We start from the raw sequence: 19,165 nt of genomic DNA, 5'->3' as shown, positions 1-19,165 counted from the left end.
ATGTATGTCAACCGAAAAAAATAAGACCCACGGATGAATATCCGTGGGTCTTCCTTTTCTGATTAGCCTTTATAACGTTCTTGGCACTCTACAACAAGTTGAGCTGCCTTTTCGGGACCTTCCCAAGCGCCGATTTCTGTTTTCTTACCTTGAAGATCTTTGTAACGCTCGAAGAAATGAGTAATTTCTTTTAGTGTATGTGCTGAAACATCGTCTAATGTTTTAATATGGTCGAAACGTGGGTCTTCAACTGGTACTGCAAGTAATTTTGCATCTTCTTCACCAGAATCGATCATGTTCAATACACCAATGACACGTGATTCGATGACACAACCAGGGAAAGTAGGGTTTGTCACAAGAACTAAGATATCCAATGGATCGCCATCTAGAGCTAGTGTGTTTTCAAGATACCCGTATTCTGCAGGGTAGAACATTGGAGAGAACAATACTCGGTCTAGTTTAAAGACACCTTGTTCTTTATCATACTCGTACTTGTTCTGGCTACCTGTAGGTATTTCAATAAATGCGTCTACAATTTTATTTTCCATCGTTTATTTTGCCTCCTTTAGCTATGTACAACTTACAATAACCTATTATAGCAATTCGAACGACATTTGAAAACTTGAGGATGTTGTCACCTATTTCCATTTGCGGATTATTACAATTATTACGCAAAAATAGGCGATAGAATCCTAAGGATTACGGGCGTTTAGGTGAATGTCACATATAATGTATCAATCTAATAGGCCCTACCGAACCTTAGCAAGCTACTACAGGTTGTTACTAATTCTCTGACTTTCCAAATAGGAGGAAATTACAGAAATGAAGACTTGGAAAAGCACAATAGGTGTTTTCATCATAGGCTTAGGACTCTTTCTTGGAACATTTTCTCCGTCCGCTTCAGCAGCTATTAATCACGAAATGCAACTACCAGACTTAAATAAGCCAGGACCAATTGATTTAGGAATCATAAATGATGAGCGTTTAATACAGTCGCTGATCAATCGAGGTGAAATATCTATTGTATTAAGTGCAAAAGGAAAAGAAAAAGCACTTAAAGACTATTTAGAAAAACGAGCAAGTGAACAATGGAAAACAATTAAAACCGGTGGAAAACTAGGCGCACATAATTATGATACGTTTAAATCCTCTCGTGATTTGCTTCGCAACGGAATGAAAACTCAACTACTCAAAAATGAAACACTATCCAACTATCAAAAAATCCCTTCATTATACAAAGAGAAATGGACTGGAAGCACTAGGAGCGACCGGGTTCTAGTGATTGCGATTGATTTTCCTGATTACTCAACGGGGAAGATTACTCCTGACGATACAGATATGTATTATGATCAATATCCAATTGAACACTATAGAAAAATGATTTTCGGTGAAGAGGGTTATACGGGTCCGAATGGAGAAAACCTCATATCGATGAAGCAATATTATGAATTACAATCAGGTAAGAGCTATACGGTTACTGGTCAAGTTGCAGGTTGGTATACAGCTTCGAAGCCAGCCGCATATTACGGTCAGAATGTACCTGATTCAGAAGGTAACGATGCTCGTCCACGATCACTCGTTGCTGAAGCCATCACATTGGCAGCGGAAGATCCGAAAGTAAATTTAAATGATTATGACATCGAAGACCGTTATGATTTGGATGGTGACGGGAACTACCGGGAGCCTGATGGATTAATTGATCATTTGATGATTATCCATGCAGGTTCAGGTGAAGAAGCTGGAGGGGGTTCCTTAGGAGAAGCAGCAATCTGGTCACATCGATGGAATTTAGGTGGGGTATTTGCTATTCCTGGAACAGAAGCCGAGGTACCTTATTGGAACGGAGCATTGGGTGTTTTTGACTATACGATGGAACCTGAAGACGGTGCTACAGGTGTATTTGCACATGAATATGCCCATGACCTCGGTCTCCCTGATGAATATGATACCCAATACACCGGTGAAGGAGAGCCGGTTGCCTACTGGTCACTGATGAGTAGTGGAAGCTGGGCAGGAAAAATTCCAGGAACAGAGCCTACAGGTTTCAGTGCGTGGTCAAAGGAGTTTCTCCAAACATTCGTTGGAGGAAACTGGTTGACAGGTTTAACGATAGACAGTACCGATCCCTCCTTTCAAGGGAAATTAGTCATATTGGATCAAGCTAGTGGGAAAGGGATATGGAACGATGCTGTCAAAGTTAAACTGCCGGATAAGGTTAACGTTGTCAATGAACCATACAGTGGGATGTATGAGTACCATAGTGGAAGAGGAAATAGCATTGATCATTCAATGTCCAAGACAATTGACTTGTCCCAAGCTAATCAGGCTATGCTGACATTTAAAACATGGTATGAAATTGAAGAAGGCTGGGACTATGCATCTGTTCAAGTAAAAGAAATTGGTGCTACTGAATGGGAAACAGTTGAAGGGAATTTGACAACAACAGAAGACCCGAACAACCAAAATCCAGGTAACGGAATAACCGGTTTTTCAGACGGGTGGGTTGAAGGTCAATTTGACTTGTCTCAATATAGCGGTAAAACAATTGAATTACGATTAAATTATTGGACGGATGTTGCAGCAGTAGAAAAAGGGTTTTACCTAGATGATTTATCTATCCATATAGATGGGAAACAAACAGTTTTTGATGATGCAGAAGGGAACGTCCTCTTCAAGTTGGATGGTTTTGTGAAAGATGAAGGGACATATCATTCCATTCATTATTATTTACTTGAATGGAGAAATCATCAAGGTGTAGATATCGGATTAAAACATATCCTTAGAGGAGATTCATTAATGGAGTATGATGAGGGGCTTGTTGTGTGGTATGTTGATTATTCATATACAGACAACTGGACAGGTGATCACCCAGGGGATGGCTTTCTTGGCGTTGTGGATGCGCATCAATCGACTTTGAGATGGAGTGATGGTTCAATTGCTTCAACAAAATATCAAGTAAATGATGCAGCTTTTGGTATTAGTCAACCTAATGACGAATTTTTGGATTATCGAGAAACGTTAGGAATTACACTCACTTCTAATGGACTTAAAGGTGACCGTATGTTTACAGATATCGATAATTACATGAACACAGGGTTACCTGATGCTGGGCGAAACATACCGGGCTACGGTCTTAACTTTATTGTATTCACTCAATCCAACGATCAATCAACAGCTTTAATTGGGATCTTTAAAGTTAAATGATTAATGATATATAGAGAAACAAAAAACGCCCTAAATTCAGGGCGTTTTTCTATATTAGCTTATTCGAACTTCAATGCGTCTCCATCAAATGACTCGTCAGCAATCTTAATTGAATCAGTTGGGCAACCTTCAAAAGCATCTGTCATATCTTCATGTAAGATGTCAGGAACTTCTACAATTCCTTGGTTATCATCTAACGTTACAAATGCAATTCCTTCGTCATCATAATCATAAATATCAGGTGCTGCTGCTCCGCATGCTCCACAAGCAATGCAAGTTTCTTTGTCAACAATCGTATACTTTGGCATATCGAAATTACCCTCCTAGAAAATTAATGAAAAATTTCTTCACTATTCCATTTTTAATCTACTTGTTATCCATTCAAAAACAGTTTCTTTCTCAAATGAATTCATATCATATATCCTAATTCTATTGTAAAACTGTTGATAGGAGATTTCAACAGTTAAATTCATTGAGAATCCTTATCAAATAAGGGGTTATAAGGTTTTTAATCTACATATGCAATTTACCCAAACCATCCCCATTCTAAACAACCTCTGATACAATAAGAGTAACGAATAAGTGGAAGGGGCGACAGAGTTGGATTATCGAGATATGATTTTTCTGTATGGTATTAAACAAATAAACGGTGAACGAACCATTTCTGGCCTCTTTCATTTATTAAGTGGTAAGAAATCATCACAAACAGTGCAGGACGGTAAACTGTTTCACCTTTCTCATTTATTTGGTACTTTTCAAGGTTATAAATATGCTTCATTCAATGAAAAAATTCTTCAATATGAGCAAAAATCATGGGTTAATATAGAAGATCATCAATACGCAAAGTTGACACCGGTCGGTTTCGATTTACTAAAAGATAAAATGGAGATGACACCAATTCCAGTTGGGATAGATGGATGGCGATACGGAGATATAAGCACGATTTTTTGGAGGCGTTTCACATTATTTATTCAAACGCTTTCGCATCTACTAGCGGGTGACAAAGGTTTCTATCCCATTCAAAACGAGCCAGAGGTACTCATGTGGGTCCGAAAGCATTTTCCAAAGACACCGCGTGCCCGTTACATTATCGCAAAACAAATACATACTGAATTGTCATCACTCCTTAAACGTTTAGAGTTTACAAATAAGGAATCTGACATGATTGTTCTCAGTTTAAGTCGATACCAGCGTGTTGGAAAGACGATTCAACAGATTGCAGAAATGTATGAAATGGACTCAGTAGAATGTCAGTTTCATTATCAAGCAGCGATTCATCAAATGATGAACGAACTCATAAAAGATAAACAAAGCTATTTGTATCGATTTATTGCAGATATTTATCAAGACAATACGTTAACTGAGTCAACTAGAAAAACATTTGATCTCATAAGTTCAGGTTATACAATAGAAGAAGTAGCTAAGGTCCGCAATTTAAAAGCAAGTACGATTGAAGACCACATTGTTGAACTTTCTATACATGTTAAAGGCTTTCAAATAACGCCTTACATCAATTTACAAGATCAGAGACGGATTATTGATATCTCAACTCAATTGCAAACTAGAAAGTTAAAGGACATTAAAACGGCTTTAAATGATGCTACCAGTTACTTTCAAATCCGGTTGACACTCGCTAAGCAATCAGATCAAAATGATATGAATAAAGGGGCCGATGTGATTGTCGATTGAACAAATATTATCCCAAAGATTCGGTCACTCCAAATTTCGAATAGGCCAAAAAGAAATCATAGAAGATGTATTGCAAGGAAGAGACGTGTTTGCGATGCTTCCTACTGGAACGGGTAAGTCGATTTGTTATCAATTACCTGCTTATTTGTTGGAAGGTTGCATAATTGTAGTTTCACCTCTCATTTCATTAATGGAGGATCAAGTAGAACAATTAAGGAGAAATGGTGAGCGTAGGGTATGTACGTTCCATAGTGGACTTTCGTTTGAGGAAAGGAAGAGTATTCTCCGAAACTTCCATCAGTATAAATTCATCTATTTATCACCTGAGACCTTGCAAAGTGATCTGTTAATAGTCGCTTTGAAAAAGTGTAAAATTTCACTCTTTGTTGTAGATGAGGCACACTGTATTTCTCAATGGGGTCATGAGTTCAGGACGGACTATTTAAAATTAGGTGAGGTTTGTGAACAATTCGGAAGACCACCTATACTAGCCTTGACAGCTACGGCAACATACAAGGTGAGACTAGATGTAATTCATCAGTTAAAACTCAAGAACCCGATTGAGCATATTTACTCGATTGATCGTCCTAATATCGCACTGCAAGTAGAGGAAGTAGAGGATCAACATGAAAAGTTAGAAAGGTTGATCAAATATGTCAAAGAGTTGTCTGGACCTGGCATTATCTATACATCGAGCCGAATGATCGCTGAAATGTTAAGTGAAACACTAAAGAAAAACGGTATAAGTAAAGTGGCTTTTTACCATGGTGGAATGGATAATGATGATCGGTTACTGATTCAGAAACAGTTCATATACGACGAATTAGATGTCATTTGTTGTACGAATGCGTTTGGAATGGGCATCAATAAAGCCAATATTCGCTTTGTCATGCATTATCATTTTCCTAGCAACATGGAAGCCTATTTACAAGAAATCGGACGGGCTGGTCGGGATGGGAAACCCAGTATTGCTCTTTTACTTTATCAAGAGGGCGATGATTATATACCTGAACGATTAATCATGTCAGAGCTTCCAAGTGAGCACCAAGTAAAGCTTTTCATAAGTTTGATGAAAGGTAATTTAAATGACAAAAGTCGGTTGACAGATGTGTTCAAACATTTAGATCTATCGGAAACCGGAGAAAGATTCATGCGTTACCATTTTGAAAGGTTTCTAGACGACTCTAAATTGCAAATCCAAGATTGGGAAACTTGTCTCTTAAGGATATGTGAACAAAGGATTCAAGAAAAAATGCAACGTATTGAATATATGAAACGATGGATAGAATCAAATCAATGTAAAAGAGCGTTGATGTTGAAAGAATTCGGAGAAGACCTTCAAGAAAAACCAGAAAATTGCTGCACATTTTGTGGTATTGAGTACAAGGACTATGTCATTCCTTCAAACATCCCGTCACCGTCAGGAATACATGAATTTAACTGGGAAGAAGAATTAAAGTTATTCTTTCCTTTAGGAGATCATTAATGTTTAACCAAATGAAACAACAAGAACTTATTCAATCACTCTCTCAAAGAGAATTATATTTAAATTTGTATTTAACACAAGGTATCTTTCTGATATTAACGGTCATCCTTTCTATTTTGTTCGGACAAACTTTTGCTGAGTGGAGAGATTTGTTTCAGTTGGATTGGATTACCCTTTTATTTTGGAGTGTTCCAGTAGCGTTATTTGTAGTCTTTATTGATGTGTGGCTTTGGCTTAAAGTTCCAAAAAAGTGGATAGATGATGGAGGAATCAACAACCGGATTTTTGCGAGGATATCAGTTCCTCATCTTCTCATTGTTTCAATTGTCATCGGTCTTTCAGAAGAATTATTATTTAGGGGCCTACTGCAAGAAAATATTGGGTACGTTGCATCTAGTCTTTTGTTTGCTTTTATGCATGTAAGGTATCTTTCAAAACCGGTCCTTTTTATATTTGTGACTGCTTTAAGTTTTCTACTAGGTTGGGTGTTTATTCTGACCGAAACTTTATTAATACCTATCGTTATCCATATATTGATTGATTTCGTATTAGGACTCATCATACGGTTTGATTTCTTTTCAATTCGGTCTTCTCAAGAACATTCTTGATTGACTGCGGACAGAAGGGGGTAAATAATAATGACCCAGCAAGATCAAGCGACAAGATTGCGGGAAAAGGTGAAGAGTACTAGTTATGGACCAGATGTCATGGAGTTACCACCTCGAAGTGAGAAGCATGGTGTGAAAAACAAATCAAACCAAAAAGAGACGATTCAATCCAGTAAGCTCCACATATGGATTACCCGAAGTATCGTCCTTGCTTTTCTCGGTTTACTTGTCTTTACGATTCTTTACTTTACAAATGTAATAAGTATTAATGTGAACATGCCGAAAGAGACCGATCAATTAATCGATATTGACAGGTGATGCTAGGCCGTACCTAGCACGTATACCTTTTTCCCTCCTAGCATAGGTTGAATTAGGAGGGGAGTTTATGGACGGTATGAAGATATGGAAATTCAAGCAATTGCAAGTTTCAGAAGTAACGATTGAGGTAATCAAAAGTCTGGTAGAAAAAAGGCAAAAGGAACAACGTTTTGAACAATTAGTCTTAAAGTGGGCTTTGACGTTATTTGTTATTTTGTTCTTTGCATTATTATATATATATTTCTACAAATTACCAGCGGTTGAAAATTTATATGTGAGTACTCAATCATTCAGCGCGTATTTATTACAGGATAGAATCTTAGCTGTTCTACTTATTGTGGGTATTCTTAGTTTTGTACAAATGATTCTTTATAAAAAGAAACATACAAAATCAGAATCTGAATATGAAGAATTAAGAATTGCAACCATCGAACGAGGGGAAGAGCTATGGGAAAAACCTTTACCATGGCAACATCGACATGAAGTATTTGAGTGGCTAAAAGTGGAATATGACGTAAATTTATATCATAAATAACCCTTTTTCTACATCGGACAAGGACATCCGAAGAAAGCGTTTCCATCTCTGCAAAAAAGACGATCGTTAATCTGTACGTATTGATGTGTAAAAAGCTGAATTTGACCAAATGCAACGGTTTCATATTGCTTCATACAATAAACCTCAACTGGGAGTCCTATTTTCTGGCTGTATTCCAAATCCTGATCGAGAACGAGTGACTTATTCGTAAACTTGGATATGGTCATGGTGTGTCCTCTCCTAACCTTTAATTTTTATAGGCTGAGCCTTTTAATAACATTCAAATTCGTTATGACTTATTCATATATTAATGTAAATTTACATAATTTTCAACCGTTATTGTTCAAATATTCTGATAAAATAAAAATATGTTGGAGTTTGTGGTAGGAAATATCTATAAAGATGACGAAATGTATTTAGTACGAATTTATCAGGAGGGATTCTATGTTTGTCAAAAGTGTCATGATACCAAGAGAGAAAGCGTATGTAGTCGAGTCTTCAGAAAGTTTAAAAGATGTCCTACATAAGTTAGAGAAGTACAAAGTGGATGGTGTGCCAGTCGTTAAAGGCAACCAATACGTAGGTTTAATACTGTTAAATAATATTTATAAAGGTTTCTTTGAATCCAGTTTATTACGTGATGATTATTTGTCTACAACCGTTGCAGGTGACCTTGCAGCATACCGAGACGACTATATCGATGAAGAAGAGATCTTTGAAAACACTTTGCTTACTGTTAAAGATCGTCCAATTGTAGCTGTTGTGAATCAAACTGGTGAGTTAAAGGGTGTCGTTACAAGATACGATGTTTTGGAGCAATTCCAAAGTGCATTTGGAATGAAACGAAAAGGGGTCCGTATTTCATTTTCATCTTCTGAAGCGGAAGGTAGAATAGCAAGGCTTGCAGAAATCTCAAAACAATTCCATGAAAACATTATTTCTCTCACAACCTTTGATGAGACAGATAAGTTTATTCGGAGAATTGTGATGAAGGTTGAAAAGCAACAGAACATTGATAAATTTGTTCAAAAGCTAGAAGCTTCTGGTTTTCGTGTCCTAGACATTAAAGAAGACTAAACATGAATCCCTCCCCCTCATCATACGGTGTATTGGGGGAGGGATTTTTTTGTATACACGCTTAATGACATTAATGATTGGTTATTTTTCAATTTATGTAGTGGCAAATGAAATTCCTTCAAGTTCATTTCCAGAGTTTCGCAGATGGGTGATTTCATTAATATTTGAACCTTTTGTGTTCGTATCTGTATCCATTTTAGGCATGACTGGAATCGTTGCTTACGGTTTACTGATTAAGTGGCTGTATAATGATATAAAGGGAAGAGGGAAGAGAAAGTGGATCGAAAACATGTCAGTGTTAATTTTATGTCTGGTTAGTTTATACTTCCTTTTTTTAATGAATATAATTGTCATGGCGTCAGCCTTACTATGTGCTGTCTTTTATGGTATTATTTCGATATCTCAACAAAGGAATTTCGCAAGAAGACAGGATGGTGTTGAATGATTTATTTATTCGTGTTTATACTCAGTTGCGGATTTCTACTCGTCTTACATATGTGGTTAGAGGCACATAGGATTTCTGTAGAGAAAAAGGACATTCATCTCGAACATTTTCCTGAAAGCTTCAATGGCTTAAAGGTTTTTTTTATTTCCGATATTCATACGAGAACGTTAGATGAACAATTAATTGATAAAATTGATGAACATATTGATCTCGTTATTATTGGTGGAGATTTAGTTGAGAGAAAAGTACTTTTTGACAGAGTTTCAAAAAATATTGATGTGCTGAACAAGCTCGCACCCATTTACTTTGTATGGGGTAACAATGATTATGAAGTTGATTATCGCAAATTAGATGTTCTCTTACGTGATAAAGGTGTGACGGTTCTTGACAATACATGCGCTCAACTTGAGAAGGATGGCGAAAGCCTTCTACTTCTAGGTGTTGATGACGCTACATTGGACAGGGATTCATTACCACTTACATTACAAGATGCAAATCAAACGGGATTTAGGATTCTTATTAGTCATAATCCAATTATAACGAATCAGATAGAAGAAAATCATGATATTGGATTGGTGTTAGCGGGCCATACCCACGGGGGACAAATTAGATTTTTTAAATGGGGCATTGCAGAACAAGGTGGTTTGAAAAGTTGTGATTATACAAAGCTTTTCATTAGTAATGGGTATGGATATACTCAACTTCCACTTCGACTTTGTGCACCCGCTCAAACACATATTTTAACGATTTATAATTCATAAATAAAGAAACAAACATTATTTTGGAAATACTGATAAGAACAACATGACCTTTATGAACCTTATTCTTTCATCATCATATAGTGTAGAAAGGGTGAAGTATTGCTGTTAAGGAGGACCATTTATGCGACTGGAGCGTTTAACATATAATAAAATAAAAGTGTTCTTAACGTTGGATGACCTTGACGAACGCGGTATTTCTAAAGAAGAGATGTGGCAAGATCTACCGAAAGTGCACGAATTGTTCAGAGATATGATGCTAGAGGCAGATGATGAGCTTGGCTTCAAAGCGGATGGTCCGATAGCTGTTGAGGTCTTTTCACTACCCGCACAAGGTATGGTTGTAATCGTTACGAAAGGTCAATCTACGAATGAAGATGATGAGTATGATGATGAGTTTCTGGAGTTACAAGTGACGATGGATATAAGTGATGATGTCTTTTATGAATTTCAACTTTTTGATGACATAATCTCTTTAACTTCAAGAATATTTCCTTTAGGCGTTACGGGTGGAGAAGTATACTTCTACAATGGACACTATTATGCTTCATTTGAAGAAGAGGATTATGAACAGATTGACGTTGATATGTTTGTGGCCTTACTTTCAGAGTTTGGGAATCCGTCTACGATTACGAAGTGGCGAGTTAGAGAATATGGTAAGACCATCTTCGATGAAGCATCAATTGACCGAATCAATCACTTTTTCTTAAATAAAGAAAAGTAATAAATTATAAAAGGAAAAGGATTCTTGAACAGTCCCAAAATAAAACAAGACTTAGTTGCGAGCTGCACCCCGATTGTTAGATCTCAATCTAAAAATTCGAGGTGCAGCTTTCTCGATGTCTAGCTACATCGCACAGCTTCTTGGATCACTTCAATCCCCATGTGGCGGCAACAGCCTCCTCAGTGGATTTCCAGTGACCATCGCGTCTCATTCAAGGACCTTCGACTAATAGCCACCACGTCCTGTGGTGAACGTCGAAGTCAGCACGTCCTGTGCAAGTCCGCTTTTCTTTTGGGTCTTGCGCTTTTTTTAAATTATGTTACACTTCATAATTGTTTGTTGAACAAATGGATTGAATTGAACATATTTTACAAACAACCTTGCATTTTAGTATAGAAAAAGTCGGATAATAACACCCTAAGAAAGCGTTTCCAGATTAATCTTGAAAACTTATCTATATTACTTCTCATAATGGCTGCTAGGGTGTATACTATGCATTGAGAAATTGAAATTATACTTATATTTATGGATTTTCACGGGAGGTAAACCATGTCTGCCAATGAACAAGAAAACAATGGACAAGACAACGTATTATTTTCAACACAAACAGTAATTAATGATGCTTTAGATAAGCTGGGATATCCAGAAGAGGTATTCGAGTTATTGAAAGAACCTGTTAGATTGATGACTGTTCGAATTCCGGTAAGGATGGATGATGGTGCAATTAAAATCTTTACTGGTTATAGAGCACAACATAATGATGCAGTAGGACCAACAAAAGGTGGCGTAAGGTTTCACCCGAATGTAACAGAAACAGAAGTGAAGGCACTCTCAATTTGGATGAGTTTGAAAGCGGGAATTGTTGATCTACCATACGGTGGAGGAAAAGGCGGTATCATTTGTGACCCACGTGATATGAGTTTCCGGGAGCTAGAAAGATTGAGCAGAGGATATGTACGCGCAATTAGTCAAATTGTAGGACCAACTAAAGATATTCCAGCTCCTGATGTATTTACAAATTCTCAAATTATGGCTTGGATGATGGATGAATACAGCCGTATTCGCGAATTTGATTCACCAGGATTTATTACAGGTAAACCACTAGTACTAGGCGGTTCGCATGGTCGTGAATCGGCGACTGCAAAAGGGGTTACGATCTGTATTCGTGAGGCTGCTAAGAAAAAAGGGATTAATATTGAAGGAGCTCGTGTAGTCATTCAAGGATTTGGAAATGCAGGTAGCTTCTTAGCGAAATTCATGTACGATGCTGGTGCGAAAGTAATTGGAATTTCCGATGCTTACGGTGGATTACATGATCCCGATGGTTTAGACATTGACTATTTATTGGATCGCCGCGATAGTTTTGGTACTGTAACGAAATTGTTCAAAGATACCATTACGAATCAAGATCTACTGGAATTGGATTGTGACATTCTTGTTCCGGCAGCGATTGAAAATCAAATTACCAAGCATAATGCACATGATATTAAAGCTTCCATAGTAGTTGAAGCAGCAAATGGTCCGACGACTATTGAAGCGACGAACATCCTTACTGAAAGAGATATTCTCCTAGTTCCTGATGTTCTTGCAAGTGCTGGCGGCGTTACTGTTTCTTACTTCGAGTGGGTTCAAAACAATCAAGGGTATTATTGGACGGAAGAAGAAGTTGAGACAAAATTGGAGCACGTTATGGTTAAAGCGTTTAATAACATATTAACGACGGCTACAAACCGAAAAGTAAACATGAGACTTGCGGCTTATATGGTCGGCGTACGTAAAATGGCAGAAGCTTCTCGTTTCAGAGGGTGGATTTAAGTCTATTCAGTTGAAACACAAATTGAAATCCCCTATCATCTATATGTATGGTAGGGGATTTTTTATGGTTTTATAAATAAATGTTGTAAAAGATAAAGAGAAGTAGTTCTTAGGAGTGAAGAGAAACAATGCATGTAGACGCAATTATTGTAGGCGGTGGTCCTTGTGGCCTTTCAACAGCTATTGCACTAGAAGAAATCGGATTGAGACCGGTTATTATTGAAAAGGGGAACATCGTCAATTCCATATATAATTATCCAACACATCAGCAATTCTTTAGTACGAGTGAAAAGTTAGAAATCGGTAATATGCCTTTTGTCATTGAACAACGTAAACCGAAGAGAAACCAAGCTTTGTCCTATTACAGGGAAGTCGTCAAACGAAAGAAAATTAATGTGCATACGTTCGAAACAGTGACGAAAGTCGAACAAATAAAGGATGGCACGTTCATCGTTCATTCAAATAAACAAGATGAATCTGAATACGTATACGAAACTCCCTACGTTGTCATTGCGACAGGTTATTATGATCATCCCAATTATATGGATGTTCCTGGAGAGGACTTAGAGAAAGTCTTCCACTATTTTAAGGAAGCGCATCCTTACTTTGATACAGATGTCGTCGTAATTGGGGGAAAGAATTCTGCCGTTGATGCAGCATTAGAGCTTGAAAAAGTCGGTGCGCGTGTCACATGTCTTTATCGTGGATCAGAATATTCGAAGAGTGTGAAGCCATGGATATTACCTGAATTTGATGCGCTCGTTAGGCACAATAAAATAAATATGGAATTTAACGCAGAAGTTAAAGAGATAACCCATGATTCGGTTATTTACGAAGTTGAAGGTAACCGAAAGGAAATCTCAAATGATTTTGTATTTGCAATGACAGGTTATCACCCAGATCATTCTTTCTTAACGAAAATGGGAGTTGAGATTGAAGGTGAATCAGGACGCCCGATGCATAACCCCGAAACAATGGAAACGAATGTAGATAACATTTTTATTTCAGGGGTCATTGCTGCAGGAAACAATGCAAATGAGATCTTCATTGAAAATGGACGTTTTCATGGGGAACGAATTGCTAAAGAAATTTTTTCTCGTATGAAAGAGGATTGACCGATTACTGTGACGGTCAATCCTCTTTATTTGTATTAATTCGTACGAAATGCTTCCTTAATTTCTTCCATGCTGAACCCTTTATTTAATGTCACCATCAACTTAATTCTCGCTTTCTGACCATTCAGTCCGTTCGTGAATATGACACCTAATTCTTTTAACTGTTTGCCACCACCATCATAGCTATAAATATCTTGAACAATACCGTTGAAACATCTTGATACGAGTACTATAGGTATGCCCATTTGTAAAAGTGCTGAGATTTCGTCGACTAATGCGGGGGGCAGATTCCCTTGACCAAGCGCTTCTATGACAAGTCCATCAATATCCATGTTTCGAACAGAATGAATGAGTTCACTCGGCATACCAGCGTATGCTTTTAGTAAAATCACATTTTTGGTGAGGCTAGATATGTCATAGTGTTCCTGATTGACTAAATGATGGTGGAAGTGAATACCGCGCTTTGTAACAATCCCGATTGGACCATATTGGGGACTTTGGAAGGTAGCGATATTACTCGTATGCGTTTTGGTAACGTTCTTTGCAGTATGGATTTCATCGTTGAATACAACAAGTACGCCCTTCCCTTTCGCTTCCTCACTAGCTGCAACTCTTACGGAAGAAATTAAGTTGTGTGGACCGTCTGCACCTAGTTCATTACTAGATCGCATTGCACCAGTTACGATAATTGGTACTTGATCATCATTTAATAAATCAAGCAGGTAAGCTGTTTCTTCGAGGGTGTCGGTACCATGGGTGACGACAATCCCATCATACTTATTTTCGATTAATTCTGCTTTAATATAGTTAGATAAAGACATCATATGTTTCGTTGTTATATGTGGGGATGGAAGGTTCAGAAAATCATCCATTGTCACCTCAGCGATTTGAGATAGTAGCGCATAGGTTTCATGTAATGGATTAACGTCACCTGGGATGACTTTACCTGTATCTTTGTCTTCACTCATTGCAATTGTACCGCCTGTATGAATGACTAGAATCTTTTTCATTTCATCGCTCACCTCAGTTTTTTAGTGTTCTCCAAGAATTAAGATACCATGTTCAACTCGTCTCGTCTAAAATGTACGCTACTGCAAAATATTTCAAGCCATAGGTGCCACGTTCATGATACGATAGAAGAAAATCGATTGAAACGAGACGATACTATGATTACGATTTTTTCGGCAGGTATAGCACCGGGCGTTGCGCTGCTATCCTTTTTTTACTTAAAAGAAAAATACAAGCCTGAGCCAATTATTATGGTTATGAGAACCTTTATTATTGGGGTTCTGTTGGTGTTTCCAGTAATGGTTCTCCAATTTGGCATTCATGAAGAATTGTTTGTTGCTCCTTGGGTAGACGCATTTCTCGTCTCAGGGATGCTTGAAGAGTTTTTCAAATGGTTTTTACTGTACTTCGCAGCATATCAGCATATAGATTTTAATGACCCATATGATGGAATCATTTATGGCGTTTCTATATCTTTAGGATTTGCTACAGCAGAAAATGTTTTACACCTATTTTCAAATGGTGTTGAAACAGCTATGTTTAGAGCGATGTTCCCTGTATCTAGTCATGCCTTGTTTGGTGTGATTATGGGGTATTATCTTTCGAGAGGAAAATCAGCTATACATGCGCATTCGAAAAGATGGTTCATCATAGGGTCATTGTTTATCCCGATTTTGTTCCATGGTTTTTATGACTATATTATTTTCTCTTTTATCCAAAAGAGGTGGATTCTTTTCATTCTACCATTCATGGTATTCCTTTGGTGGTTAGGTTTAAGGAAGATCAAGTATGCTCAAGTAGTCTCAGAACAAAATTATAGAGAACAAGGAAATCATTCACACCCTTCAGTATAAGTGAATGGAACAAGTTAGTCTGATTGATACCTAAGAATAGGTACGGTCAGACTTTTTTTGTGTAAATGAGCATGTATAAATGTAATTGTATAAAATTCTATGAGTAACAAAAACTACGAACATTGAAAAGCTAACAGGATTCAACAGGAGGCTGTAACGATGAAAAGTCGATTTATGTGCTTGAAAATCAGCATGAGCATCATTCTATTAGTCATTCCATTGTTAGGCGCAATGACGATTGAAGAAGCAAGAGGATTTAGCCCTCAAATAATCCAGCATGGGGCGACAGGTGAGGATGTTGTTGAACTACAATCCAGATTGCAATACTTAGGTTTCTACAACGGAAATATTGATGGCGTTTTTGGCTGGGGCACGTATTGGGCGCTAAGAAATTTTCAATATGAATTTGGTTTGGAGGTAGATGGTTTAGCTGGTTTTACAACGAAAAAGAAACTAGCAGACGCTTCTAAATACAATGAAAGCTACGTGAAGAAACAGATTCGTAAAGGAAAAGATTTCACTCATTACGGCGGGCAACCTTTAGACAAACAAACTGAGGAAAGTAAAAAGGGGAAATCGCAAGCCCCTGCTGACCAAGGGAAATCAGCACCGAAAAAACAACAGCAACAAAATACGAAAAAAGGAAAGAATGTACCGAGTGGTTATTCTGAAAATGATATACAGTTAATGGCAAACGCGGTTTATGGAGAAGCGCGGGGCGAACCTTATGTTGGCCAAGTTGCAGTTGCTGCAGTCATCATTAACAGAATTGAAAGTACATCTTTCCCGAATACGATTTCAGGCGTTATTTTTGAGCCGGGTGCATTTACGGCTGTTGCAGATGGCCAGATCTGGCTAACGCCAAATGAGAAAGCGAAGAAAGCCGTTCAGGATGCATTGAATGGATGGGACCCGACAGATGGTAGTATCTATTATTTTAATCCGAATACTGCAACATCTGGTTGGATATGGACACGAAATCAAGTCACACAAATTGGTAAGCATATATTTGCGAAATAATGGAGGTGAATCGGAATGGTTAGAATCATTTTAATGACTATATTAGCACTTGCTGTGGTTGGGACTGGGTATTGGGGCTATAAAGAGCATCAAGAGAAGAATGCGGTACTGATCAATGCTGAAAACAACTACCAACGAGCGTTCCATGATTTAAACTTTCATGTAGATGCATTAGAAGAGAAAATTAGTACAACTTTGGCAATGAACTCAAGACAACAACTTTCTCCTGCATTAGCTGAAGTCTGGCGGTTAACATCTGAAGCTCATAACGATGTTGGTCAATTGCCGCTCGCGTTAATTCCATTTAACAAAACCGAAGAGTTCCTTACGAATATCGGTGAATTTAGTTATCGAATTGCGATTAGAGATTTGAACAAAAATCCTCTATCTGATCAAGAATATCAAACTTTGGAGAAGTTGCATAATAACGCAACAGAAATTAAAAATGAACTTCGCAAAGTACAATCACTCGTGATGAAAGAAAATTTAAGGTGGATGGATGTAGAACTTGCTTTAGCAACTGAAGCGGACCCGAAAGATAATACGATTATAGATGGTCTGAAAACAGTTGATAAATCAGTTGAAGGGTACTCAGAGGTGAACTGGGGACCGGAAATGACAAAAATCAGTGAGTTTAAGGATAACAAATATAAGAACTTAACAGGAAAAGAAGTTAGTAAAGACGAAGCGAAGGATCTTGCCTTTAAATTCTTGAAATTGAAAAAGGGTAGCAAGGTGATTGTAGAGGCGAATGGTAAAGGAAGCCCATATGAAGCTTATCGAATTTCGATCAATGAACCTAAGAGCAAGTCTAACATTTATATGGAACTTACAAAGAAAGGCGGTCACCCTGTTTGGATACTACAAGACCGTGATGTGAAACAAGCTAAGCTTAGTTTATATAAGGGCAGCGAAAAAGCGTTGAAATTCTTGAAGGATCATGCAATGGATAAAATGGAAATGTCACTAAGTGACCAATACGACAATATAGGGATCTATACGTTCGTGAAAATGCAAGATGATGTAAGGATCTATCCACAAACCATTACGATTAAGGTAGCATTAGATAATGGTGATATAATCGGTTACGAAGGAATGAACTATCTGATTGGTGAAAAAGACCGGAAAATAAAATCTCCTCAATTATCAGAAGATGAAGCAAAAGCAAAAATGAATCCTAAGCTGAAGATCATGGAGACGCATCAAGCCCTCATCATTAATGATCTTGGTGAGGAAGTTCAATGTTATGAATTCTTGGCTACTTTGAAAAATGAAACGTTCAGAATATTTATCAACTCAGATAACGGTTTTGAAGAAAAAGTTAAAAAGCTGGATGATCCAAATACCCCAGTAAACAGTATGTAAGGATACAGTTGAAATGAAAGGAAAAGCAAAATTTGCTTTTCCTTTCTGCATTAAAATGAGATAATAGACCTAATTGTATCATCGGGATAAAATTGCGAGGGGATTATAATGATGCAGATAGGTGAGACTCTTTATTTAGACGTTTTGAAGCCAAATCAAACTAAAGTGAAGTATAAGTGTAAAATTGAAGAGATCGATCAACATCAATTATTTGTTACATACCCATCAAATTTACGCACGAATAAGTCGGAATTTTTTATGGTAGGAACGAAATTTCACGCGAGTTTCACGACAAAAGACAAGAGCACCTATGCATTTGAGACTGAGCTGGTAGATCGTATGAAACAACGCATACCCGTATTGGTCTTATCATTTCCTGGTGTAGAAGGTTTGAAGAAAATACAGAGAAGAGAATACGTTCGTGTCGATTCAGCGATTGATATCGCCGTTCAGCACCCAACTGGTACCCTATCTCCATTTAATACAGTCACAACAGATATCAGTGCAGGAGGCTGCGCGATTACCCTTCCTGAAAATCACAATATAGAAGCGGATATGAAAGTGACATGTTGGCTTGTCTTACCACTTAAAGAACAAATTCGATACATAAAGCAAGTTGCCACTGTTATTAGGGTCATTAAGGGTGAAAAAGGAATGCGAGATCGCGCACCTTTAAAATTTATGGATATATCCGAAATGGATCAGCAAAATATTCTCAGGTATTGTTTTGAAGAACAATTAAAATTCAAGAAGAACGGTTTATTGTAATGTAAAAGAATCCTTCAATTTGGTAAACCTATAAGTATTGACCCAAATTGAGGATGATGGACAATGAAAAGAGTCGAGCGATTGATGATCAAATTGATCATTTGTCAGTTCATATTTATGATCATAGCCCAGTGGATATTGTTTGATACAGATCTTAAAACATATTTGAATAGAGTATATCAATATGAAGGTATTCACAAAGGGCAAGTAGGTGAAACCGTTGAAACGATAGACCGCTCTAGTGACCTATGGTATGATGAAAGTGTGAAAAAGTAACCAAACTGATAACATAATAAAGAGAGGAACTTGGCGTAGTGACATGACGTTTACTACTAACTTAGCCAAGTTTTCTCTATGTACATTATGTATTTTATGA

Annotated in this window: 21 protein-coding genes; 17 read left to right on the top strand and 4 right to left on the bottom strand. The window is 37.5% G+C overall.

All coding sequences use genetic code 11. The annotated features are described in order from the left end of the window. Positions 1-62 precede the first annotated feature (62 nt). Complete coding sequence (locus tag L2716_RS07725; protein WP_236333350.1) at positions 63-548, bottom strand: inorganic diphosphatase; 486 nt, start codon at positions 546-548, stop codon at positions 63-65. Between the two features lie 274 nt (positions 549-822). Here L2716_RS07725 and L2716_RS07720 point away from each other — a divergent pair, with 274 nt between their 5' ends. Next, positions 823-3,204 carry an immune inhibitor A domain-containing protein gene (locus L2716_RS07720; protein WP_236333348.1) on the top strand — a complete coding sequence of 794 codons (2,382 nt, stop codon included), beginning with the start codon at positions 823-825 and terminating at the stop codon, positions 3,202-3,204. 59 nt (positions 3,205-3,263) lie between these two features. On the opposite strand, the gene L2716_RS07715 is transcribed toward L2716_RS07720, so the two are convergent. After that, the gene (locus L2716_RS07715) at positions 3,264-3,512 is read right to left on the bottom strand and encodes a ferredoxin (RefSeq protein ID WP_236333345.1); all 249 of its coding nucleotides are present in this window, start codon (positions 3,510-3,512) and stop codon (positions 3,264-3,266) included. Positions 3,513-3,804: 292 nt separating this feature from the next. Between L2716_RS07715 and L2716_RS07710 the strand changes: the two genes are divergently transcribed. From L2716_RS07710 to L2716_RS07690, 5 genes are all read left to right on the top strand, one after another. Then, positions 3,805-4,893, top strand: a complete 1,089-nt coding sequence (locus tag L2716_RS07710) for a YpbB family protein (RefSeq protein WP_236333343.1) — start codon at positions 3,805-3,807, stop codon at positions 4,891-4,893. Then, the gene (locus L2716_RS07705; protein WP_236333340.1) at positions 4,883-6,379 is read left to right on the top strand and encodes a RecQ family ATP-dependent DNA helicase; all 1,497 of its coding nucleotides are present in this window, start codon (positions 4,883-4,885) and stop codon (positions 6,377-6,379) included. The genes L2716_RS07710 and L2716_RS07705 overlap by 11 nt, the downstream gene beginning before the upstream one ends. Next, positions 6,379-6,987, top strand: a complete 609-nt coding sequence (locus tag L2716_RS07700) for a CPBP family intramembrane glutamic endopeptidase (RefSeq protein WP_236333338.1) — start codon at positions 6,379-6,381, stop codon at positions 6,985-6,987. Before L2716_RS07705 ends, L2716_RS07700 begins: the two co-directional genes overlap by 1 nt. Positions 6,988-7,017: 30 nt before the next feature. Further along, positions 7,018-7,305, top strand: coding sequence for a hypothetical protein (locus L2716_RS07695; protein WP_236333336.1), 288 nt, complete (start codon positions 7,018-7,020; stop codon positions 7,303-7,305). Positions 7,306-7,372: 67 nt separating this feature from the next. Then, positions 7,373-7,840 (top strand): DUF2663 family protein, encoded by a 468-nt coding sequence (locus L2716_RS07690; protein WP_236333334.1) that lies wholly within the window; start codon positions 7,373-7,375, stop codon positions 7,838-7,840. 8 nt (positions 7,841-7,848) lie between these two features. Here the strand turns inward: L2716_RS07690 and L2716_RS07685 are convergent, their stop codons facing one another. Further along, the gene (locus tag L2716_RS07685) at positions 7,849-8,067 is read right to left on the bottom strand and encodes a hypothetical protein (protein WP_236333332.1); all 219 of its coding nucleotides are present in this window, start codon (positions 8,065-8,067) and stop codon (positions 7,849-7,851) included. Positions 8,068-8,284: 217 nt separating this feature from the next. On the opposite strand from L2716_RS07685, the gene L2716_RS07680 reads away from it, so the two are divergent. From L2716_RS07680 to L2716_RS07655, 6 genes are all read left to right on the top strand, one after another. After that, positions 8,285-8,917, top strand: coding sequence for a CBS domain-containing protein (locus L2716_RS07680; RefSeq protein ID WP_236333331.1), 633 nt, complete (start codon positions 8,285-8,287; stop codon positions 8,915-8,917). A 49-nt stretch (positions 8,918-8,966) separates the two neighbouring features. Beyond that, on the top strand, positions 8,967-9,362 hold the full coding sequence (locus tag L2716_RS07675; protein WP_236333328.1) for a hypothetical protein: 396 nt from the start codon (positions 8,967-8,969) through the stop codon (positions 9,360-9,362). Beyond that, positions 9,359-10,123: a metallophosphoesterase gene (locus L2716_RS07670; RefSeq protein WP_236333326.1), complete on the top strand. Its 765-nt coding sequence runs from the start codon at positions 9,359-9,361 to the stop codon at positions 10,121-10,123. Before L2716_RS07675 ends, L2716_RS07670 begins: the two co-directional genes overlap by 4 nt. 121 nt (positions 10,124-10,244) lie before the next feature. After that, complete coding sequence (locus tag L2716_RS07665; RefSeq protein ID WP_236333325.1) at positions 10,245-10,844, top strand: genetic competence negative regulator; 600 nt, start codon at positions 10,245-10,247, stop codon at positions 10,842-10,844. Between the two features lie 549 nt (positions 10,845-11,393). Further along, the gene (locus tag L2716_RS07660) at positions 11,394-12,659 is read left to right on the top strand and encodes a Glu/Leu/Phe/Val family dehydrogenase (RefSeq protein WP_236333323.1); all 1,266 of its coding nucleotides are present in this window, start codon (positions 11,394-11,396) and stop codon (positions 12,657-12,659) included. Between the two features lie 128 nt (positions 12,660-12,787). Continuing rightward, complete coding sequence (locus L2716_RS07655; RefSeq protein ID WP_236333321.1) at positions 12,788-13,774, top strand: YpdA family putative bacillithiol disulfide reductase; 987 nt, start codon at positions 12,788-12,790, stop codon at positions 13,772-13,774. Between the two features lie 35 nt (positions 13,775-13,809). Here the strand turns inward: L2716_RS07655 and L2716_RS07650 are convergent, their stop codons facing one another. Further along, positions 13,810-14,784 (bottom strand): asparaginase, encoded by a 975-nt coding sequence (locus L2716_RS07650; protein WP_236333319.1) that lies wholly within the window; start codon positions 14,782-14,784, stop codon positions 13,810-13,812. 156 nt (positions 14,785-14,940) lie between these two features. On the opposite strand from L2716_RS07650, the gene prsW reads away from it, so the two are divergent. From prsW to L2716_RS07625, 5 genes are all read left to right on the top strand, one after another. Next, positions 14,941-15,636 (top strand): glutamic-type intramembrane protease PrsW, encoded by a 696-nt coding sequence (gene prsW / locus L2716_RS07645; protein WP_236337826.1) that lies wholly within the window; start codon positions 14,941-14,943, stop codon positions 15,634-15,636. A gap of 159 nt (positions 15,637-15,795) precedes the next feature. Continuing rightward, a complete protein-coding gene (gene sleB, locus L2716_RS07640) occupies positions 15,796-16,656 on the top strand; it encodes a spore cortex-lytic enzyme (protein ID WP_236333317.1) in 861 nt (286 codons plus the stop codon). 15 nt (positions 16,657-16,671) lie between these two features. Then, complete coding sequence (ypeB, locus tag L2716_RS07635) at positions 16,672-18,021, top strand: germination protein YpeB (RefSeq protein WP_236333315.1); 1,350 nt, start codon at positions 16,672-16,674, stop codon at positions 18,019-18,021. A gap of 108 nt (positions 18,022-18,129) precedes the next feature. Further along, positions 18,130-18,789 carry a flagellar brake protein gene (locus tag L2716_RS07630; protein WP_329610104.1) on the top strand — a complete coding sequence of 220 codons (660 nt, stop codon included), beginning with the start codon at positions 18,130-18,132 and terminating at the stop codon, positions 18,787-18,789. A gap of 63 nt (positions 18,790-18,852) precedes the next feature. Beyond that, positions 18,853-19,065: a YpfB family protein gene (locus tag L2716_RS07625; protein WP_236333311.1), complete on the top strand. Its 213-nt coding sequence runs from the start codon at positions 18,853-18,855 to the stop codon at positions 19,063-19,065. The last annotated feature ends 100 nt before the right edge of the window (positions 19,066-19,165 follow it).

This window comes from Pseudalkalibacillus berkeleyi (genome assembly GCF_021608225.1).
Classification (GTDB): Bacteria; Bacillota; Bacilli; order Bacillales; family Fictibacillaceae; genus Pseudalkalibacillus; species Pseudalkalibacillus berkeleyi.
The sequence above is the reverse complement of the archived record's forward strand: the minus strand, read 5'-3'. Positions and strand labels throughout refer to the sequence as shown.

What these genes read in the sequence shown, in the direction of transcription:
- ypeB (WP_236333315.1), top strand. Translation starts at nt 16,672, where the DNA reads ATGGTTAGAATCATTTTAATGACTATATTAGCACTTGCTGTGGTTGGG.
- L2716_RS07625 (WP_236333311.1), top strand. Translation starts at nt 18,853, where the DNA reads ATGAAAAGAGTCGAGCGATTGATGATCAAATTGATCATTTGTCAGTTC.
- L2716_RS07680 (WP_236333331.1), top strand. Translation starts at nt 8,285, where the DNA reads ATGTTTGTCAAAAGTGTCATGATACCAAGAGAGAAAGCGTATGTAGTC.
- L2716_RS07695 (WP_236333336.1), top strand. Translation starts at nt 7,018, where the DNA reads ATGACCCAGCAAGATCAAGCGACAAGATTGCGGGAAAAGGTGAAGAGT.
- L2716_RS07665 (WP_236333325.1), top strand. Translation starts at nt 10,245, where the DNA reads ATGCGACTGGAGCGTTTAACATATAATAAAATAAAAGTGTTCTTAACG.
- L2716_RS07670 (WP_236333326.1), top strand. Translation starts at nt 9,359, where the DNA reads ATGATTTATTTATTCGTGTTTATACTCAGTTGCGGATTTCTACTCGTC.
- L2716_RS07650 (WP_236333319.1), bottom strand. Translation starts at nt 14,784, where the DNA reads ATGAAAAAGATTCTAGTCATTCATACAGGCGGTACAATTGCAATGAGT.
- L2716_RS07700 (WP_236333338.1), top strand. Translation starts at nt 6,379, where the DNA reads ATGTTTAACCAAATGAAACAACAAGAACTTATTCAATCACTCTCTCAA.
- L2716_RS07630 (WP_329610104.1), top strand. Translation starts at nt 18,130, where the DNA reads ATGATGCAGATAGGTGAGACTCTTTATTTAGACGTTTTGAAGCCAAAT.
- L2716_RS07660 (WP_236333323.1), top strand. Translation starts at nt 11,394, where the DNA reads ATGTCTGCCAATGAACAAGAAAACAATGGACAAGACAACGTATTATTT.
- sleB (WP_236333317.1), top strand. Translation starts at nt 15,796, where the DNA reads ATGAAAAGTCGATTTATGTGCTTGAAAATCAGCATGAGCATCATTCTA.
- L2716_RS07720 (WP_236333348.1), top strand. Translation starts at nt 823, where the DNA reads ATGAAGACTTGGAAAAGCACAATAGGTGTTTTCATCATAGGCTTAGGA.
- L2716_RS07655 (WP_236333321.1), top strand. Translation starts at nt 12,788, where the DNA reads ATGCATGTAGACGCAATTATTGTAGGCGGTGGTCCTTGTGGCCTTTCA.
- L2716_RS07715 (WP_236333345.1), bottom strand. Translation starts at nt 3,512, where the DNA reads ATGCCAAAGTATACGATTGTTGACAAAGAAACTTGCATTGCTTGTGGA.
- L2716_RS07690 (WP_236333334.1), top strand. Translation starts at nt 7,373, where the DNA reads ATGGACGGTATGAAGATATGGAAATTCAAGCAATTGCAAGTTTCAGAA.
- L2716_RS07725 (WP_236333350.1), bottom strand. Translation starts at nt 548, where the DNA reads ATGGAAAATAAAATTGTAGACGCATTTATTGAAATACCTACAGGTAGC.
- prsW (WP_236337826.1), top strand. Translation starts at nt 14,941, where the DNA reads ATGATTACGATTTTTTCGGCAGGTATAGCACCGGGCGTTGCGCTGCTA.
- L2716_RS07685 (WP_236333332.1), bottom strand. Translation starts at nt 8,067, where the DNA reads ATGACCATATCCAAGTTTACGAATAAGTCACTCGTTCTCGATCAGGAT.